We start from the raw sequence: 17315 nt of genomic DNA on the forward strand, positions 1-17315 counted from the left end.
GTCGCCCGGGCGGCGCGCAAGCCCGATGGCCATCATGGGTATTGAAGGCACATCCTCCCAGGGAGGATATGATTCCGCCTATGAAAACCGCAGATCCCCACCACCATCACGATGCCGTGGCCAAGCGGCTCAAGCGCGCGGAAGGCCATTTGCGCAGCATCCTGCACATGATGGATGAGCATCGTCCCTGCCTGGAACTGGCCCAGCAGTTGCATGCGGTGGAAAAAGCCATCTCTCAGGCCAAGAAAGTTCTGATCCAGGATCACATCGATCATTGCCTGCAGGATGCCGTGAGCGACCTCGAGCTGGACAGGCAGCGCGCCATCGACGAATTCAAAGCCATCACCAAGTACCTGTAACGCGATATATGCTGTCCTTCTCCGAATTGGTCGCCCAGGGGGCGTCGCACGCCTGGCTGTTCATTCCCAGCGCCATTCTGTTGGGCGCCCTGCACGGCCTGGAGCCCGGCCACTCCAAGACAATGATGGCCGCCTTTATCGTCGCGATCCGGGGCACGGTATCGCAGGCCGTACTGCTGGGGCTCACCGCGACCATTTCGCATACGCTGGTGGTGTGGGGCATCGGGCTGGGCGGCATGCTCCTCTGGCAAGGCGTCGCCGCCGAGGAGATCGAACCCTACTTCCAGCTGGCATCCGGGGCGATCATCGTGCTGGTCGCCGCCTGGATGTTCTGGCGCACCTGGCGCGAGCAGCACGCCGCGCGCCGTCATCGGCATGGCCATTCGCACGATCATTCCCACGATCATTCGCATGCCTGCGGCGCTCGTGGCGAAGCGCCGCCGGAACACCGGCACGATCCCGCCCGCGTAACGGTGCGCAGGCCGCAAGACGATGGCGAGCAATACCAGGACGCGCACCAGCGGGCGCACGCGGACGATATCCGCCGGCGCTTCGCGGACCGGCGCGTTACCCATTGGCAAATTGCGTTGTTCGGCCTGACCGGGGGCCTGATCCCCTGCCCGGCCGCCATCACCGTGCTGCTGCTGTGCCTGCAACTGAAGGAATTCACCCTGGGGGCCGTGCTGGTGCTGTGCTTTTCGATCGGGTTGGCAATCACCCTGGTCACGGTGGGCGCGGTGGCGGCGCTGAGCGTGCGCCACGCGGCCCGGCACGCGCCCTGGTTCAGCCGGCTGGCGCAGCGCGCGCCTTACTTGTCGAGCGTGCTGATCGTCGCCGTGGGCGTCTACGTAGGGATATTGGGGTGGCGCGGCATCCCGGCGGCGTAAGCGGCGCGGATGTCAGGGCGCCGGCCTGCTGGACGGCGGCCGCGATAGGGAGATAATAGCTGTCCTACCCCATGCCGAAAGAGGATGCCGATGTCCCGCTGGACCTTTTACTCTGCCCCTGGTACTTGCGCGCTTGCCACCCATATCGCACTGCATGAAGCGGGCGCCGAGTTCGACCTCGTCAAGCTCGACTTCAGCGCCGGGCAACAGCAAAGCGCGGAATACTTGCGTATCAATCCCAAGGGCCGCGTGCCGGCGCTGGCGACCGAGCATGGCGTGCTGACGGAAACCCCCGCGCTGCTGGCGTTCGTGGCGCAGAGCTTTCCGAAGGCCGGCCTGGCGCCCCTGGACGACCCCTTCGCGTTCGCGCGCATGCAGGAACTGACGAGCTATCTGGCTTCCACGGCCCACGTTGCCCATGCGCACAAGCGGCGTGGCGCGCGCTGGGCCGACGATCCCGCCGCGCACGAGGCCATGCGCGCGAAGGTGCCGCAGGCCATGACCGCGTGCGCCGCCTATCTGGAATCGCAGATCGCCGGCCCGTGGGTGGCGGGCGACCGCTACAGCGTGGCCGACGGCTATATGTACACCATCGGAAGCTGGCTCGAGGGCGACGGCGTGGACCTGACGCAGTTCCCCAAGCTGACCGCCTACCTGGCCCGGGTGGCGGTGCGTCCGGCGGTGCAGCGCGCGCTGGCGCAAGCCAAGGCGCAATAGGCCCTTTCCATGGCAATCGAACTCGACCCGCAGGCCCGCGCGCAAGCCATCGCCTCCATCCAGCGGTACTTCGACCACAATATGGACGAGCCTATCGGCAACCTCACCGCTGGCGCGCTGTTGGGGTTTTTCCTGGAAGAGATCGGGCCAACCGTCTACAACAAGGCGGTCGCCGACGTGCAAGAACGCCTGCAGGCGCGCGTCTCCGAGGTGGACCTGGAGGTCCATGAAGGCGAGTTCGATTATTGGCGCAAGTACGACAAGGCCGACGGGCGCCAGCGGAGCTGAACCCGCGGGCGCTCCGGCGCGGTTCTCACAGGAACCCGATCCAGCGTCCCGCCACCAGGCAGCCCAGCCACAGCAGCAGCGACGCCCCAGCCTGCGCGCGCATGGCGCCGCCGGCTCTGCCCTGGTCCAGCACCCGGGCCCAGGCCTGGCCGCGGCGCACAATCCAGGCGTTCAGGGTGCCCGCGCCCAGCAGCCCCATCTTGACGAGAAACGCGGAATTCCCAAGATATTCCAGAGGGCGGACGCTGAACAGCATGGCGCCGGTCAAGACGGCCAGCGCCAGCCCCACGGCGGCAGTGCGCGCCAGCACGGGCGCAAGCGCGGCCAGCGGGCCGGGTTTGAGCATGCCCAGCAGGCGCAGGTCCAGGGGCACGATGGAACCGATAAGCAGGCCGATGGATCCGATGTGCGCGGCATTCACCAGCAGGTACAGCGTGCCGGACCGCCGCAGCCAGATCGACGGCGGCAAGTTTTCAAGCTGCTCCAGGGCGAGCCGCAACAGGTCGGGCATCGTCGCGGTCCGCGGCTCAGGGTTTTTGGATCCGGCTAGGGTAAATATCGTAGGTCTTGCCGCCGACCTTGATCTGCACGGCCTTCATGCGCTTTTTGGCCGAGTCCCGGTCCCGGTTGCCGATGGCGGTGACCGCGTCGCCCGGCTTGGCGGAGCCTTCGACGAATCCCGCTTTCTTCGTCTGGGTGGGGTTGCCCAGTTCGACGCGCCAGATGCCGGCATCGGTCTGGACGTCCAGCCAGGGATGGGGCGGCGCGATCTGGAGCTGCTGCACCGTGCCCTGCAAGGTCATCTGTTCGGACTCGGCCCATGACCAGCCGTGATGCGCCAGGGCCGCGATCGGGGCGCCCGCCAGCGCAGACAGCGCCAGCCCCGCCAGGCCCATGCGTAGGGAATGTTTCATGTCGATCTCCTGAGTCGAGGCGGGCTTTCCTGCCCGTGGCCGATGCCGGCCCGGCAGGCAAATACCCAGTTTCAGTGATTCACAAGGATCCGTCCGCAATATCTAATCCTCACCCATGAAGTCTAGTGATGAAGATTTGCGATCCGACGGGACATGCTGACGCCGACGAACCATTGTGCCGCCCCGGCTGCCCCGTCCGCAACGGCGGCGGCCGATACCGACATCCCCTTGCGGGATCTGGTGTGCCGGCATGCCCGCGAACTGGAGGGGCTGCTGGCAGCGCACCTGCAGCACACCGCTCCCGCCCTGGCGCCGGCCTTCGGCCAACAGCTGGAAGCCTGCCGCAAGCTCGGCGGCACGAAGTTCTCGTCCTGGCTGTATGGCGTGACCCTGCGTCTGCTGCGCGATTCGCTGGCCAAGGGGTTTGCCGAGCCCTCAGACTTCGCCCTGCGCTTTCTGCGCGGGTTCCCGCAGTCGCTGGCGCGGCCGATGATCACCCTAGCGCTGTCCAGCATCAGCTATGTGGCCTGCTCGATCTATCTTTGCAAGCCGGCTTGCGCCGCGCCGCAGGATATTTCCCTGCCTTCCGACTGGAAGGCGTGCCTGGACAGGAATTTGCGCTAGCCGCCCAGGCTCGCCGATGGCTGCTTTTTGTTGTCTCTATCTTAATAAATTACTTTAACTAATTCACTTTAAATTTACTTTTAAAATTTTAATAATCAATTAGTTAGAGTGAATTATTGATGTTGTTTCTCGTAGGAAGCTTTACCCGGGCCAGGGGCTTCCGGCTTTTTTTTCGGGAAAACCCGGAGAAACCTTTCCGAACCCGGGTGGGTCGCTTAAAGTATTCAGGTTATTGTCAGGCGTCGTGGACATACGGCGCCTGCGCCTGCTTCCGCCGCCTACCCGAGAGCCCCGATGACACCGTTGCCCACGCGTTCGTCCGCGAGTTCCATCCGTTTGCGCCCGTCGCGGCGGGCACGGAACGGCCAGGCTTCCCCCTTTTTGCGGAACGCGCCCCGGCGCACGCGGGACCCGCTGCGATGAGCAACGCATCGGACACGGCAATGACGCGCGCGCCGGCCGGCCTTTCGGTCATGGATGCGACGATGGTGCTGGTCGGGGTCGTCATCGGTATCGGCATCTTCGGTTTTCCGCCCCTGGTGGCGCAGCACGCCGGATCCGAAGCCGCCTATATCGCGCTGTGGTGCGCGGGCGGCTTCGTCATGCTGATCGGCGCGCTCTGCTACGGAGAACTGGGCTCGGCTTATCCCGGCGCGGGCGGCGAATACTTGTACCTCACACGCGCCTGGGGCCAGCGCGTGGGACTGATGTTCGCCTGGGCGCGCTGCACCGTGATCCAGACCGGCGCCATCGCGGTGGTCGCCTATATTTATGGCGATTATGCGCAGCGTCTGGTTCCCTTGGGCCCTCAGGGCCCTGCCCTGCACGCCGCGATATCGGTCGTGGCGCTGACCGCCCTGAACGTGGCGGGCACCCGGTATTCGAAACGCCTGCAATGGACCTTCACCATGCTCACGCTGGCGGCCTTGGCCGCGGTGCTGATCGCGAGCCTGTCGGCTACCGGCGATAGCCCCTTGCGAAGCGGTGCCGTCACGCCGCTCGCGGGCAATCCGGCCGGTTTGATGGGGATGGGCATGGTCTTCGTGCTGCTGACCTACGGCGGCTGGAACGAGGCGGCCTACCTGAGCGGGGAACTGCGCGACCCCGCCCGCAACATGAGCCGGGTCCTGCTGACGGGCACCGCCATCGTCACCGGCGCTTATGTCCTGATCAATCTGGCCTTGCTCGAAATTTTCGGCCTGCAAGGGCTGCGCGACACGCCGGCGCTGGGCGCCGACGTCATGCAGCTGGCGGCGGGCCCCTACGCGGCCGCGCTGCTCAGCCTGACGATCTGCGCCACCGCGCTCAGCACCATCAACGGCACGATCATTACCGGCGCCCGCGTGTACTGCGCGTTGGGCCGGGACGTCCCGCGGCTCAGCGCGCTGGCGGCCTGGAGCACGCGCAACGACGCCCCGGCGGCTGCGCTGCTGGTCCAGGGCGCGATTACCCTGGCCCTGGTGGCGCTCGGCGCCTTCAGCCAGAACAGCGTGCAGACGCTGGTGGCATATACCGCGCCGGTGTTCTGGATCTTTATGCTGCTGGTGGCGATATCGGTAGTGCGGCTGCGGCGCCTGGACCCTGGGCGTCCACGGCCGTTCCGCGTGCCGCTCTACCCGCTTCCCCCCGTGCTGCTAGCGCTGACATGCGCCGGCCTGGTGTATTCGAGCGCCGTGTATGCGGGAGCCGGCGCCCTGATCGGACTGGCCGTGCTGGCCGCGGGCCTGCCCATGCTGCGCCTGCTCAAGCTGGAACCGGCGCCGGGGTAACGGGCGCGTTCCCGGTTGGCCGGCCCTTCGAATCCCCCCTACGCAAGGAGCCTTCATCATGCAGATCGCGATTCAGTCACTCTTGGCCGGCGCCGGTTCCGCGCCGCGCTTTCGCCGGGCGCTGCGGGCGCAGGCGATGGCGCTGGCCCTCGCCTGCGCCTTCGGCGCCCAGGCCCAGACCGCGCCCGCGGCGGCGCAGCCGGCAGAACAGAAGGAGTACGTGCCCAACGTCGGCCAGGACGGCAAGGACGTCATCTGGGTGCCCACGCCGCAGACGCTGGTCGACAAGATGCTGGACATGGCCAAAGTCACCCCCCAAGACCGCTTGATGGACCTCGGCTCGGGCGACGGCCGCACCGTCATCACGGCCGCGCAGCGCGGCCTGACGGCCCAGGGCATCGAGTACAACCCGGATCTGGTCGAGCTGTCGCGCCGCAATGCCGAGCGCGCGGGCGTGGGCGACCGCGCCACCTTCGTGGCGGCGGACCTGTTCGCCACCGACCTGTCGAAGGCGGACGTCATCACCATGTTCCTGCTGTCCACGATCAATGAAAAGCTGCGGCCCAGGCTGCTGGAGCTGGCGCCCGGCACGCGCGTGGTATCGAACACGTTCCGCATGGGCGATTGGGAGCCGGACGCCGAAGAAACCGTCACGCAGGATTGCAGCACCTATTGCACGGCGCTGCTGTGGATCGTTCCGGCCAAGGTGCAAGGCAAGTGGGACGTAGGCGGCCAGACGCTGCAGCTGGACCAGCACTACCAGAAGCTGTCAGGCAAGCTGGGCTCGGTGCCGATTTCCGATGCGCGCCTGAACGGCGCCGAGATCGCGTTCACGGCGAACGGCGTGCGCTATACGGGCTTGGTGAATGGCAGGATGATGAGCGGCAAGGCGACCGGCCAGGGCAACTGGACGGCCAAGCGCGCCTAGCGGACTTGCGCCGGCCGGAGTCCATGCAATAGCATCTGTTGCATGAGACGAGACAGCAAACTTTCCGGCGTGCTCCATGTGTTGCTCCACATGGCGGAGGCCCCCGGCCCCATGACCTCCGAAGCGCTGGGCAAGGTCATGCAGACCAACCCCGTGGTGATCCGGCGCATCATGGCGGGGTTGCGCGCGCAAGGCATGGTGCGCTCCGAAAAAGGCCATGGCGGCGGCTGGACGATTTCCTGCGACTTCACCGCCGTCACCTTGCGCGACATCTACGAAGCCCTGGGCTCGCCCGGAATTTTCGCCATGGGCAACCGCAGCGAATCGCCCGGCTGCCTGGTCGAGGCCGCCGTCAACGCCGCGCTGGACGGTGCCTTCGACGAGGCGGAAGCGCTGTTGCTGGCACGCTTCGGCGAGGTCACGCTGGCCACCCTGAGCCAGGATTTCCATGCCCGCATGCAGGCGCGCGGGCAGGACTGCGGCGCGCAGGCGGCGCACGCGTGAACGGGGCCGGCCTGCCCTGTTAGCGCGGCGCGCGTTGCGGGAAGCGGCGTTCGAAGACGCCTGCCGCGATGCGGTTTTTCAGGATTTCGATCGAACCGCCGGCGCACCGTGGCGCCACGCCATCAGCGAGGCCTCGACCTGCGCGACTTCTTCCGCGCTCATGCCGGCCATGTCGTAGAACCGCTGGCGTTCCCGCACTACGCCGCGCACGTGTTCGAGAATCTCTTGGGCGGCGGCTTCGGCGCGCAGGCCGAAGCGCCGGTACTCGCTCAGGCAATTCTCGAACGAGCTTTCCCGGCCCGCCGCGCCGATGTGCAGGTAGTGCTTGGCGGACCCTTCCTGCGTCACCACGTCGAACAGGGGTGACAGGCGGTAGCTGTGCGCGCCTTCGTCCTTCAGGAAGCCGACGTTCTTCAGGTGGTCGTCGGTGTTGTGGACGGCCACGTTCAGCACCATGCGCGCATACAGCTCCTTCAGATCCTGCACGGGGTTGGACGATACGCGGCGCACCACGTCGGCCAGCCTCGCATAGGAATACGTGGCCTTGCCGCGCGGCCCGTCCAGTTCGCGCTTGCCGATCTGCACGGACGGGCTGATGAGCGAGGCGCCGCTCAGGAAATGGCGGCGCGCGACGACCGGCTCGGCGCCCTGCTCCGCGGCGAGCCGCTCGCGGTCGAAGCGGTGGGTCAGCAGGACCGCCCCCAGGTGCGTTTCGGCCAGGCGGATGTCGGGCACGGTCAGGCCGATCGCCTTGGCCATTTGCAGATTGGCGTACTCGACGCGCTGCCGGTCGTAGGAATCCCCCTTGCGCGGAAACTTGGCGATCCACATTTCGCCCTCGTCGTCGCGCACGATGGTTTTGGGGCGGGCCCCGCCGATGTCCCAGGAACTGCCCAGGATGTCGCGATACAGGCCCTTGGGCTTGACGCCCTGATCGATGTCGGTCAGGAGGCCGGCCAGCGATTCCAGCTGGCCGACTTCAGGCAGGCGGTAGGTTTTGCGCATGTTGGGCGTGAGCTGGCGCGCGCTGAAGAACAGCGCGCCCACTCCCATGCCCCTGCCCTTGAGCAGCACTTCGTCTTCGGTAACGCGCGCGCCGGCATTGTCGACGCGCATCACGTTGCGCCCCCAGGCGTCCGGAGCCGCGTCGAAGATCGCGCCCAGCCTTTCGTAGCGGCTTTCGGTGCGGAACGTCGTCCTGGCGTCGACCAGCGGCAGGTTCAGCGGATCGAGCGCGAACGCGCGCGGGTCGCCCACGTAAGACTGCACGTAGGTGAATTCTGCGAAGAAGTGGTTTTCGTCCGAGTCGTCCAGCGTCAGGATGCCGGCCAGCACCGCCTCGCCACGGATGTCGACGTAGACGAACAATTCGCTTTCGACGGATTTTTGCTTCTTGGTTCGTGCCATGTTCCGGGGCCAGCCGTTATAGCTGCGAGGGATCGACGCGATGCGAGTGCAGCGCGCCGGCGCTGCCCCGGCTTGGCCTGCGCACGGCGTCGAGGCGCTTGCCGACGCCGTCCTGTTCCGGGTCGCCCAGCGCGAAGACCTGGTCCGCGTACCCGTACTGGAGCAAGGCTTCCAGAGCGAGGGCCAGCGACACGCCGCCGTCGCCGCGTTCCAGGCGGGCGATGGTGGCGCGGGACACGCCCATGCGGCAGGCCAGGGTGGACTCCGTTTCCGCGCGGCGCAGCCGGGCGGTACGAATGTTGGCGCCGATCCGCGCAAGCGCTTCAGCGGCGTCGAAGCTGGGCTCGATCTTCTTTTTCATGACTCAATAATAGTGCTTTACAGTGAAATTTGCACTATAAATGAGACATTTTATTTTTTTTAATGACTCATTAATGAGTCATTTCATTAAATAATGAACTATTAATGATTCATTATAGGTAGGCGCTACACCGTCACGGCCTGTTCAAGGCGCAGTGCGCCCCGCCCCGTGTCCAACATCACCCGCGCGCCAAGCGGCAAGGTCAGGTTCGGATCGCCGTGCCCGCTAGGCCAGCCAGCCAGCACCGGAATTCCGCGCGCGCGGAATTGATCCAGGATCAGCGGATACAACATGCCCTGGGCCTGTGCGTCGTCCATCTGCACGCCCAGGATGCGCGTGAAATTGCCGACCAGCACGCCCTTGACGCCGTCGAACTTGCCCGCGGCGGCCAATTGGCTCAACAGCCGGTCCACCCGGGGCAGCGCTTCGTTGACATCTTCGATGAAGAGAATGGAATCGCGGGTATCGATCTCGTTGGGCGAGCCGATCAGCGCGGCGATCAGCGCCAGGTTGCCCCCGACCAGGCGCCCCGTCGCCGTTCCCGGGACCAATTCGGTGGCAGTGGCGTCCAGCGGCGGCTCGATCCACGCGCCCTGCCCCACCTGCCCGCCGATCATGGCCAACAGATGCGATTCCGTGGGCTGGCGCTTACCGGCCAGCAGGTCCTGCGCCAGCATCGGGCCGTGGAAAGTCACGAAGCCGGCGTGCCGCTGCATGGCCAGGTGCAGCGCCGTGATGTCGCTATAGCCAATGAACGGTTTGGGATGCTTGCGCAGCAGGCCGAAATCCAGCCTGCTCAGCAGGCGCCATGAGCCGAAACCGCCCTGCAGACACCACACGGCGCCGATGTCCGGCGCGGCGAATGCCGCGTGCAGGTCGCTGAGCCGATCGGCGTCGGCGCCTGCCAGGTAGTCGTAGGGAGCCTCCAGCCGTAAGCGCGAAGCGGGCATGACCTGCGCCTCGAATCCGCGCGATTGCAGCCATTCCGCGGCAAGATCGCTCGCGTCCGGAGCGGCCGAGGCCGGGGCCACGATGGCAACGCGGGCGCCCGGCTTGAGCGCGGGCACCGCCGACGCCGCGGCGCCCGCATGGGAAACCGGGGGCGCGGGCCGGGGCGCGGCAGCCGGCTGCCGCGAGGAAACGGCCCTAGGGCTCGCGCATCCGCCCAGGACGGCAGAGGACAGGCCCAGCAATCCGGCGCCGATGAGAAAGTGCCTGCGTCCGCCGTCCGGCTCGCGGTCTTGGCGGCCCGGCGTTTCTGTCGTCGTCATCCCCGCTCCTTAGAACCGTTCGTAGGCCAGGCGATAGCGCCATTGCCCCGCCGCCAGGCCCGCCATGGGCAGGCGTCCGATGCGGATGCGCCGCAATGCCTGCAAGCGCAGGCCTGCCGTCTCGCATACGTACTCGATGAAGCCCGGATCGGGCGTCTTCAGGGCGAAGCGGAGATGGGTTTCGTTCTGCCAGCTGACTTTCATGGGCGTGGCGGCACGGCCTTGATATGCCAGGCCGCGCTGCAGGCGCGCCAGGTCGCCTTCGCGCAATTGGCCGGATACCTGAGCCACGTACTCCTGTTCGACAAGGCGGGCTTCTTCCTGCAGCTTGCGCGCCACGGGGTACTCCTGCGTATAGACAAGCAGCCCGCTGGCGGCGCGCTCCAGAGGCGTTACCAGCTTCAGGCCGTTGAACATCCGTTTCAGGTAGCGCTGCCCGGAGCGGTCGTCCCCCGCCAGGTTCTCGGGCAGGATCAGGTCGCGGGCGGAGCCCGGTTCGTCGTTGGCATACAGGCCGGCGGGTTTGTGCAGCAGGACGGTGACGGGGCGTACTTCCTCCAGCCGCGCGCCCGGCAGGAGCCCGACGGTCTGAGCCGGCGCGACGCGGTAACCCGGCTCTTCGACGCGCTGGCCGTCCACCGCGACCCAGCCACCCTCGATGTGGCGTTCGGCATCGCCCCGCGAGCAGGAAAGTTCCGTGGCCACCCGCTTGGCCAGGCGCACGCTTTCGTTCATGGCAACACCGCCTTGTGCGCGGGCGCCGCACGCCGCCGAAGAATGGAAGAAACGCCGCGCGGGCGCGGGAGTGAGGACATCGTCATGGGGTATTGCCGCGTGGTTGTTGCTGAAAAGCGGGCGCGGGGTTTCGCGCCGTGAGGCAGATGTTACCCCGCGACGCGCGGGACGCCCGTTGGGGGCATGGAGGATCGCGCCGGGATCCCCCGTGCCGCGGCAAGCGCATCAGGCCGGCCGGGACCCGGGGCCATCGGAAGCGCCCGCGGCGGGGCTCGCGGCTTGCGCGCCCGCTTCCGCTGCGATCGGGACGGATGCGGGCGCCGGCGCCTCGTCGATCCAGGCCTTCAGCAGCGTTTGTGTCACCGCCAGGATCACCGGGCCGATGAACAGCCCCACGATCCCGAAGGCGAACATCCCGCCCAGCACGCCAGCCAGGATCAGCAGCAGCGACAGGTTCACCCCGCGCTTGATCAGCATGGGCCGCAGCAGATTGTCCAGCGTGGCGACCACCACAGCCCAGACCAGCAGCACGGCCGCGGCGAATTTCATCTCGTTCTGGAACAGCCAGGCGACGCCGCCCAGCATGGGCAGGAACGGGCCCAGTTGCGCCAGGCACAGCATGACCATCAGCGCGGTCAGGATGCCGGCGGCCGGCACGCCCGCGATCCACAGGCCGATGCCGCCCAGCGCGGACTGCACGACCGCTGTAACGACGATGCCCAGCGCCACGGCGCGGATCGCCATGCCGGCGAGCCTGACCGCGGACATGCCGCGCTGCCCCGCCAGCCGGTTGAAGAAGCGCAGCACGAAGTCGGCGGCGACGTCCCCCTTGCTGTAGAGGATGCCGGCGATGACGACGGTGATCAGCATGTGCATAACGAACACGCCGACGATGGCGGCGTGGCCGAGCAGCCAACGCGCGGCGGTGGTGATGTAGGGTTCGAGCTTGGCCAGCAACCCGCCGGCGCCGGCGTCCGACAGCGCCTGCCATTCGTCGGCGATCTTGGGGCCCGCCAGCGGAATGCTGCGGATCCAGGAAGGCGGCGCCAGCAGCGCGTAGTCGGGCAGGCTCTTGATCGCCTCCATGATGGCTCCGCCGTGCAACGCCAGGGTCGAGATGGCCTGGTACAGCGGCAGCACAATGACGAACAGCAGCAGGAACAGCATCGCGACGGTGGCAATCCAGCGCCGCCCGCCGCAATGGCGCTGTATCGCCAGCAATACCGGCCAGGTGGCCACGACGATCGTGGTCGCCCAGATCAGGCCCGGCAAAAATGGCCGCAGGATGTAAAGGCTGCCTATCATCAGCGCGGCAAGGATCACGATGACAAGCAGGACGCGGGCAAGATCGACTGTTTGACGTGGATTCACCCGCTGCTCCTGACAGGGCCGGCCGCCCTTGATGGTACGCACGGCGACCAGCGGGCGCCCGCCCGGGTGATACGCGCCGATGCGCTCCTGACGAATTTATCCGAAATTCCGCCGGACTAGGGGAAAGACGGTGGTTGGGCACGCGACTTGCCGAGGGCAGTATTCCGCCGCGTATCCGGCACGCATCCCTAGGAGGTATGCCATGAGGATCCTGACCACCGCCGGCCTGGTGCTGGCCTTTCTGCTGGCCGGCTGCTCCAGTACCGGTTCCTACGGTTCCAGTTCGCCGCGCTCCGGCAGTTCCATGGCGGCCGATCCAGCCGACTATCATTCATCGAATTTCGGCGAGCAGAACAACGAACCCTTCCAGGGCGTTTATCCGGGCCATTAGCGGCCATACGCCCGGCGCGGGCGATTCTTGCGCGCCGCGGGCAGGCGCTAGGGGGCGGCGGGATCGGCCTGCACCCCCTTGGCAGCCACGTCCGCGGTCAACGCCATCAGGTGGCGGGCCAGTTCGCCCATCTGCTCGTCCTTCGATCTGAGTTGCGCCAGGAAATCCTCGCCCCGGGCGTCGGCGGCGGCCAGACGGGACGCCATGGCGCGTTCGCGTTCCCCGGCGGCGGCCGCCTCGCTTCGGGCGGCGGCCAGTTCGGATTCGTGGCGCGCACGGGTTTCCTGGGCGTCGGCGCGCAGCGCCTGCGCACCCTCCTCGGCCCGGCGCCGTTGTTCTTGTTCGTCGGACAGCGCCTTGCGCGCCTGGGCCTGTTGTTGCTGGCTGGCGCTCTGCGCCTCTTCCAGCCGGGCCTGCAAGCGCTTGACCGTGCCGCGCTCGCTATCCAGTTCGTTCAGCCACCGGCGTTCATGGGCGGCGTGGCGGGATTCCAGGGCATCCAGCGCTTGCGCATGCTGGCTGCGCGATGTTTCGGCATCCGCCAGCAGGGCCTGGACGGCGCCGCGGGCGTCCGCGAGCTGCCGTTGCTGCTGTTCCAGCCTTTCGTCGCGCTGGCGCAGCTGCAGTTCGGCCGCCTGCAGGCGTTCCTCGGCGGCCGCCAATTGCGACGTGGCGACCTTGAGCGCCTCTTGCAGGTCCTGCTCGCGCTGCGCCACCCCGGCCTCGCGCAATTGCAGCTGTTCCGCGTCGGCGGCAAGCCTTTCGCCTTCCTGCGCAAGCGCTGCCAAGCGGTCGCGATAGGCCTCGGCCTGTTCGGCCCGAGCCTGGGACAGGGCGGCTTCCCAGAAATGGGCCGCCGCCTGGGCGACGGGGTCCGGGATGGCGGGCGCGGCGGCGAACGCGCCGGGATCCTTGATGCGCGCGCCCAGCGAGCGGAACCAGGTTTCCAGATGCGGGCTGACGGTATTGGGCGAGCCGCGCCCGATCTTCTGGCGCACACGTTCGATCGTGGGCCGGGCGCCCTCGAGCAGCAAGGCGTCGGCGGCGCTCCAGACGTCTGTTTCGGTAATTCCGGTGGCCATGGCCGCACTCCGTCGATTTTTTCGTATCTGTCGGACAATTACCCACGATAATGGAACCTTATCGTGAGTAATTTGATAATCATGTTAGATATCATACAGCATATGTATCTTTAAATATAAATCACAGGTTGAGCCGGAATGTTCGGGTTCGCCTGACGCGAAAAGCCAGAAATGATGCCCCTGACCCTGCAAGCGGCGCTCCCTGCGCTGGATCCCCGAATGCTCGACACCCAGGCGGACGCCGCCGTGCGCGACCTGATGCGAGAAGGCAGTTCCGCCAATACCGCCGCGAGCTACCGCGCCGCGATCCGATACTGGACGGCCTGGTTCGAACTGCGCTATGGCGAGCCCTTCGCCCTGCCCCTCCCCGAAACGGCCGTTATCCAGTTCGTGGTGGACCATGCCCAGCGTTCGACCGAGCACGGATTGAAATGGGAGCTGCCGCTGGCGCTGGACCAGGAACTGGTGCGCCTGAAGGCCAAGGGCAAGCTGGGTCCACCCAGCCTGAACACGCTGCTGCAGCGCCTGTCGGTGCTATCCAAGGCGCACGAATTGCACGGCCACCCCAACCCCTGCCGCGGCGCCCGGATGCGGGAACTGGTGGCCAAGACGCGCCGCGCCTACGCCCGGCGCGGCGTGGCGCCCGCCAAGAAGGTCGCGCTGACGCGCGAACCGCTGCAGGCGCTGCTTGCGACCTGCGACGATTCGCTGCGCGGCGTGCGCGACCGCGCCCTGCTGCTGTTCGCCTGGGCCAGCGGCGGCCGGCGGCGCTCCGAAGTTGCGCGCGCCACCGTCGAGAACACCCCGCGCACCGCCGACGGCTTCCTGTTTTCCCTCGGACAATCAAAGACCAACCAGGCGGGCACAACCCGCGCCAACGACCAGAAGCCCATTGTCGGCATGGCGGCGCAGGCGCTCGATGCCTGGCTGCGCGCCAGCGGCATCGCGCAAGGCCCCCTGTTTCGCCGCGTGCGCCGCGGCGATGTCGTGGGCGAACCGCTGGCCGCCGCCGCCCTGCGCGACATCGTGCAAGAGCGCTGCAAGCTGGCGGGCCTGCAAGGCGACTTTTCGGCGCACAGCCTGCGTTCGGGTTTCGTGACCGAGGCGGGCCGGCAGAACGTGCCGCTGGGCGACACGATGGCCTTGACCGGCCACGCCAGCGTGGCGACCGTCATGGGCTACTTCCGCGCGGGGGCGGCCGCCCAATCGCGGGCCGCCCGCCTGCTGGATGAGCCGGATTCCGGCCCACGTTAAAATTCTGCCCTGCTTCCCCTGCCCCGATCCGGTCCCTTCATGCGAATCCACCTGCGCGGGCTCGTGCTCGCGCTCACCATATTCAGCGCCGTCGTTGCCACCGCCAACGCGCTCTACGCCAGCTATCGCGTCCAGCGCGAACAGCTCATCGCGAACACGCTCGAAGCCAATCGCGTCTACGCGGCCAAGCTCGCGGAGAGCGCCGGCGCGTTCCTGAAGACGGCCCAGCGGCAGCTGGAATACAGCGCCCGGCACCTGGCCGCCCGCTTCGAGGTTCCCGACATCCTGGCCGCCGAGGCCGCGCGCCTGCAGGAGCAGACCGACAGTTTCAACTCGGTTGCGATCATCCGCGCCGACGGCACGGTGCTTGCCGCCTCGCAGAGCCTGCGGGGTTTCGTGGGCACCCGGGTCGACAACGACGGCAGCCGCGCGGCGCTGCAAGCCCGCAAGCCGCTGATCAGCAAGCCCTACGTCTCGCTGTCCGGCAACCTGCTGATCAATGTTTCCCATCCGATCCATGCAGACAATGGACGCTATCTGGGTTATATCGCGGGCACGATATACCTGCGCAGCGAAGGCGCCTTGCACATGCTGCTGGGCAAGCACCATTACCAGGATGGGTCCTATCTCTATGTGGTCGACCAGGAAGGCCGGCTGATCTATCACCAGGACACCGCCCGCATCGGAGAAGACGTCAGGTCCAACCCGGTTGTGACGGCCGTCATGCGGGGCCAGGCGGGCTCGCAACGCCTGGTCAATACGCGGGGCGTGGATATGCTGGCGGGATATGCCAGCGTCCCCTTGAGCGGCTGGGGCGTGATCGCGCAGCGTCCCGCCAAGGCGACGCTGGAGCCGCTGGACGACCTGATCTGGGCACTGGTCAAGTACGCCGCGCCCTTCGCCCTCGCCTTTCTTCTGGCCATCTGGTGGTGCGCGAGCAAGATCTCGCAGCCGCTGTCGCAACTGGCTACCAACGTGGAGCATCAGGAAGTGTCCGTCGCGATGCAGCGGGTCCAGTCCGTGAAGGCCTGGTATTTCGAGGCCCAGCGCCTGAAGCGCGCGGTGATCCGGAGCTTCACGAACCTGCAGGATGAAATCGGCAAGCTGAACCAGGCCAGCATCACCGATCCGCTGACCAGCCTGCACAACCGGCGCGGCCTGCAGGCCGCGGTGGAGCGCCTGGAGGCCGCGCGCGCGCCCTTTGCCGTGGTGGCGCTGGATATCGACCATTTCAAACAGGTCAACGACACCTATGGCCATACGGTCGGCGACGAAGTGATCCGCGGCGTGGCGCAGCTGATGCGCGATTGTTCGCGGCCGTCAGACGTGCTCTGCCGCAATGGCGGTGAGGAGTTCCTGATCCTGCTGCCCGCCGCCAGCAAGAAAGAAGCCGCCAACGTGGCCGAGCGCCTGCGCAAGCGCCTGGAAACGCACCGCCTGCATGGCACGGCGGGCATTACCCTTTCGGCCGGAGTGGCGCAATGGCCATCGGCCGGCCCGGAGGTGCACGCGGCGTTCCGGGCGGCGGACGAAGCGCTCTACGTGGCCAAGCAGCAAGGGCGCAATCGCGTGGTGACGCACGCGGCATAGCCCAGGCGGACACCGCGTTCAGTCCAGCAGCGGCCAGAGTCCGGGCGCGACGCGCGACCACAGGTCCGCGCTCATGGCCTCGGGCCTGCGCGCAGGCAGGCCTGTGCGGCGCTTGAGCTGATCCCCCTTGCAGGCGAACACGATGCGGTGGGCCAGCGAGGTGTCGCTGACTTCGATGACGGACCCGGCAAAGCGCTGCCGGATGCGGCCCAGGTAGCGCCGGTAGTTGAAGTTCAGCGCGTGGAAGTTGCACACCATCAAGCCGCCGGCGGCCAGCGCGCCGAAACAGCCGTCGTAGAACCCATCCGACGTGAGCTGCGCCGGAATGCCGTTGATGTCGTAGCCGTCCACCAGGATCGCGTCGTACTCGTCCTTGTGCTTCTGGATGAGTTCGGCGCCGTCGCCCTGGATCACGGCGAAGCGATCATCGTCGTCGGGCACCAGGAATGAGTCGCGCAAGGCGATGACGTGGGGATTGATCTCGAAGACGTCGATCCGGGCCGACGGCAGGTAGCGATAGCAGAACTTCGCCAGCGACCCTCCGCCCAGCCCGACCATGGCGATCCGGCGGGGTTCGGGATTCAGCAACAGGAATCCCATCATGATGCGCGTGTATTCCAGGTTCAGCGCATAGGGATCCTTGGTCCACATCCGGCTTTGTATTTCGCCGTGCGAGAACATCAAGGACCGCGACGTCGTCGTGGCATAGATGAAGGGTCTGACCGGCTGGCGGCTCGAGGTGCTTTCAGGCATTCCAGGTACTCGCTATCAGGAAGGTCGCGGCCGGGGTGGTCCCGGCGCGCAGACGCAAGCCATCGTCCGGCGCGGCGCGCGGACGGAAACGGCAAAGGACAATGTGCGGA

General features: G+C 66.9%; 20 protein-coding genes. 11 read left to right on the forward strand and 9 right to left on the reverse strand.

What is annotated here, in order from left to right:
- Window positions 1-80: 80 nt before the first annotated feature.
- The 4 genes from AGI3411_RS13730 to AGI3411_RS13745 all read left to right on the forward strand — a co-directional run bounded on the left by AGI3411_RS13730 (window position 81) and on the right by AGI3411_RS13745 (window position 2251).
- A complete protein-coding gene (locus AGI3411_RS13730) occupies window positions 81-359 on the forward strand; it encodes a metal-sensing transcriptional repressor (protein WP_129527921.1) in 279 nt (92 codons plus the stop codon).
- Window positions 360-367: 8 nt separating this feature from the next.
- A complete protein-coding gene (locus AGI3411_RS13735) occupies window positions 368-1246 on the forward strand; it encodes a nickel/cobalt efflux transporter (protein ID WP_129527922.1) in 879 nt (292 codons plus the stop codon).
- 90 nt (window positions 1247-1336) lie between these two features.
- The gene (locus tag AGI3411_RS13740; RefSeq protein ID WP_129527923.1) at window positions 1337-1963 is read left to right on the forward strand and encodes a glutathione S-transferase family protein; all 627 of its coding nucleotides are present in this window, start codon (window positions 1337-1339) and stop codon (window positions 1961-1963) included.
- A 9-nt stretch (window positions 1964-1972) separates the two neighbouring features.
- Entirely contained in the window at window positions 1973-2251 is a 279-nt protein-coding gene (locus AGI3411_RS13745; RefSeq protein WP_129527924.1) for a DUF2164 domain-containing protein, read from the forward strand.
- Between the two features lie 25 nt (window positions 2252-2276).
- Here AGI3411_RS13745 and AGI3411_RS13750 read toward each other — a convergent pair whose 3' ends face one another.
- Window positions 2277-2762 carry a DUF6644 family protein gene (locus tag AGI3411_RS13750; RefSeq protein ID WP_129527925.1) on the reverse strand — a complete coding sequence of 162 codons (486 nt, stop codon included), beginning with the start codon at window positions 2760-2762 and terminating at the stop codon, window positions 2277-2279.
- 16 nt (window positions 2763-2778) lie between these two features.
- A complete protein-coding gene (locus AGI3411_RS13755) occupies window positions 2779-3165 on the reverse strand; it encodes a DUF6152 family protein (RefSeq protein ID WP_129527926.1) in 387 nt (128 codons plus the stop codon).
- A gap of 153 nt (window positions 3166-3318) precedes the next feature.
- On the opposite strand from AGI3411_RS13755, the gene AGI3411_RS13760 reads away from it, so the two are divergent.
- From AGI3411_RS13760 to AGI3411_RS13775, 4 genes are all read left to right on the forward strand, one after another.
- Window positions 3319-3789, forward strand: coding sequence for a hypothetical protein (locus AGI3411_RS13760; RefSeq protein WP_129527927.1), 471 nt, complete (start codon window positions 3319-3321; stop codon window positions 3787-3789).
- Between the two features lie 419 nt (window positions 3790-4208).
- On the forward strand, window positions 4209-5558 hold the full coding sequence (locus tag AGI3411_RS13765) for an APC family permease (RefSeq protein ID WP_129527928.1): 1350 nt from the start codon (window positions 4209-4211) through the stop codon (window positions 5556-5558).
- 58 nt (window positions 5559-5616) lie between these two features.
- Entirely contained in the window at window positions 5617-6486 is an 870-nt protein-coding gene (locus AGI3411_RS13770; protein ID WP_129527929.1) for an SAM-dependent methyltransferase, read from the forward strand.
- 42 nt (window positions 6487-6528) lie between these two features.
- Window positions 6529-6990, forward strand: coding sequence for an Rrf2 family transcriptional regulator (locus AGI3411_RS13775; protein ID WP_129527930.1), 462 nt, complete (start codon window positions 6529-6531; stop codon window positions 6988-6990).
- Window positions 6991-7068: 78 nt separating this feature from the next.
- Here AGI3411_RS13775 and AGI3411_RS13780 read toward each other — a convergent pair whose 3' ends face one another.
- The 5 genes from AGI3411_RS13780 to ydiK form a co-directional block, all read right to left on the reverse strand.
- Window positions 7069-8397 carry a type II toxin-antitoxin system HipA family toxin gene (locus tag AGI3411_RS13780; protein ID WP_129527931.1) on the reverse strand — a complete coding sequence of 443 codons (1329 nt, stop codon included), beginning with the start codon at window positions 8395-8397 and terminating at the stop codon, window positions 7069-7071.
- A 16-nt stretch (window positions 8398-8413) separates the two neighbouring features.
- Window positions 8414-8758: a helix-turn-helix domain-containing protein gene (locus tag AGI3411_RS13785; RefSeq protein WP_129527932.1), complete on the reverse strand. Its 345-nt coding sequence runs from the start codon at window positions 8756-8758 to the stop codon at window positions 8414-8416.
- A gap of 125 nt (window positions 8759-8883) precedes the next feature.
- On the reverse strand, window positions 8884-9825 hold the full coding sequence (locus AGI3411_RS13790) for a S66 peptidase family protein (RefSeq protein ID WP_165359176.1): 942 nt from the start codon (window positions 9823-9825) through the stop codon (window positions 8884-8886).
- Window positions 9826-10038: 213 nt separating this feature from the next.
- Window positions 10039-10764, reverse strand: a complete 726-nt coding sequence (locus AGI3411_RS13795; protein ID WP_129527934.1) for an RNA pseudouridine synthase — start codon at window positions 10762-10764, stop codon at window positions 10039-10041.
- Between the two features lie 225 nt (window positions 10765-10989).
- A complete protein-coding gene (ydiK, locus tag AGI3411_RS13800) occupies window positions 10990-12135 on the reverse strand; it encodes an AI-2E family transporter YdiK (RefSeq protein ID WP_129527935.1) in 1146 nt (381 codons plus the stop codon).
- Between the two features lie 202 nt (window positions 12136-12337).
- Between ydiK and AGI3411_RS13805 the strand changes: the two genes are divergently transcribed.
- On the forward strand, window positions 12338-12526 hold the full coding sequence (locus tag AGI3411_RS13805; protein WP_129527936.1) for a hypothetical protein: 189 nt from the start codon (window positions 12338-12340) through the stop codon (window positions 12524-12526).
- 47 nt (window positions 12527-12573) lie between these two features.
- Here the strand turns inward: AGI3411_RS13805 and AGI3411_RS13810 are convergent, their stop codons facing one another.
- Window positions 12574-13608 carry a DNA-binding protein gene (locus tag AGI3411_RS13810; protein WP_129527937.1) on the reverse strand — a complete coding sequence of 345 codons (1035 nt, stop codon included), beginning with the start codon at window positions 13606-13608 and terminating at the stop codon, window positions 12574-12576.
- A 174-nt stretch (window positions 13609-13782) separates the two neighbouring features.
- Here AGI3411_RS13810 and AGI3411_RS13815 point away from each other — a divergent pair, with 174 nt between their 5' ends.
- Window positions 13783-14862, forward strand: coding sequence for a tyrosine-type recombinase/integrase (locus AGI3411_RS13815; RefSeq protein WP_129528041.1), 1080 nt, complete (start codon window positions 13783-13785; stop codon window positions 14860-14862).
- A 39-nt stretch (window positions 14863-14901) separates the two neighbouring features.
- Complete coding sequence (locus tag AGI3411_RS13820) at window positions 14902-16452, forward strand: sensor domain-containing diguanylate cyclase (protein ID WP_129527938.1); 1551 nt, start codon at window positions 14902-14904, stop codon at window positions 16450-16452.
- 18 nt (window positions 16453-16470) lie between these two features.
- Here AGI3411_RS13820 and AGI3411_RS13825 read toward each other — a convergent pair whose 3' ends face one another.
- Window positions 16471-17205 (reverse strand): spermine/spermidine synthase domain-containing protein, encoded by a 735-nt coding sequence (locus tag AGI3411_RS13825; protein ID WP_129527939.1) that lies wholly within the window; start codon window positions 17203-17205, stop codon window positions 16471-16473.
- Between the last annotated feature and the right edge of the window lie 110 nt (window positions 17206-17315).

The organism is Achromobacter agilis (assembly GCF_900496965.1).
In the GTDB taxonomy this organism is placed as follows: domain Bacteria; phylum Pseudomonadota; class Gammaproteobacteria; order Burkholderiales; family Burkholderiaceae_B; genus Achromobacter; species Achromobacter agilis.

Coding starts and splice junctions, on each gene's coding strand:
- AGI3411_RS13730 (WP_129527921.1), top strand. CDS start 81: ATGAAAACCGCAGATCCCCACCACCATCACGATGCCGTGGCCAAGCGG.
- AGI3411_RS13735 (WP_129527922.1), top strand. CDS start 368: ATGCTGTCCTTCTCCGAATTGGTCGCCCAGGGGGCGTCGCACGCCTGG.
- AGI3411_RS13740 (WP_129527923.1), top strand. CDS start 1,337: ATGTCCCGCTGGACCTTTTACTCTGCCCCTGGTACTTGCGCGCTTGCC.
- AGI3411_RS13745 (WP_129527924.1), top strand. CDS start 1,973: ATGGCAATCGAACTCGACCCGCAGGCCCGCGCGCAAGCCATCGCCTCC.
- AGI3411_RS13750 (WP_129527925.1), bottom strand. CDS start 2,762: ATGCCCGACCTGTTGCGGCTCGCCCTGGAGCAGCTTGAAAACTTGCCG.
- AGI3411_RS13755 (WP_129527926.1), bottom strand. CDS start 3,165: ATGAAACATTCCCTACGCATGGGCCTGGCGGGGCTGGCGCTGTCTGCG.
- AGI3411_RS13760 (WP_129527927.1), top strand. CDS start 3,319: ATGCTGACGCCGACGAACCATTGTGCCGCCCCGGCTGCCCCGTCCGCA.
- AGI3411_RS13765 (WP_129527928.1), top strand. CDS start 4,209: ATGAGCAACGCATCGGACACGGCAATGACGCGCGCGCCGGCCGGCCTT.
- AGI3411_RS13770 (WP_129527929.1), top strand. CDS start 5,617: ATGCAGATCGCGATTCAGTCACTCTTGGCCGGCGCCGGTTCCGCGCCG.
- AGI3411_RS13775 (WP_129527930.1), top strand. CDS start 6,529: ATGAGACGAGACAGCAAACTTTCCGGCGTGCTCCATGTGTTGCTCCAC.
- AGI3411_RS13780 (WP_129527931.1), bottom strand. CDS start 8,397: ATGGCACGAACCAAGAAGCAAAAATCCGTCGAAAGCGAATTGTTCGTC.
- AGI3411_RS13785 (WP_129527932.1), bottom strand. CDS start 8,758: ATGAAAAAGAAGATCGAGCCCAGCTTCGACGCCGCTGAAGCGCTTGCG.
- AGI3411_RS13795 (WP_129527934.1), bottom strand. CDS start 10,764: ATGAACGAAAGCGTGCGCCTGGCCAAGCGGGTGGCCACGGAACTTTCC.
- AGI3411_RS13805 (WP_129527936.1), top strand. CDS start 12,338: ATGAGGATCCTGACCACCGCCGGCCTGGTGCTGGCCTTTCTGCTGGCC.
- AGI3411_RS13810 (WP_129527937.1), bottom strand. CDS start 13,608: ATGGCCACCGGAATTACCGAAACAGACGTCTGGAGCGCCGCCGACGCC.
- AGI3411_RS13815 (WP_129528041.1), top strand. CDS start 13,783: ATGCCCCTGACCCTGCAAGCGGCGCTCCCTGCGCTGGATCCCCGAATG.
- AGI3411_RS13820 (WP_129527938.1), top strand. CDS start 14,902: ATGCGAATCCACCTGCGCGGGCTCGTGCTCGCGCTCACCATATTCAGC.
- AGI3411_RS13825 (WP_129527939.1), bottom strand. CDS start 17,205: ATGCCTGAAAGCACCTCGAGCCGCCAGCCGGTCAGACCCTTCATCTAT.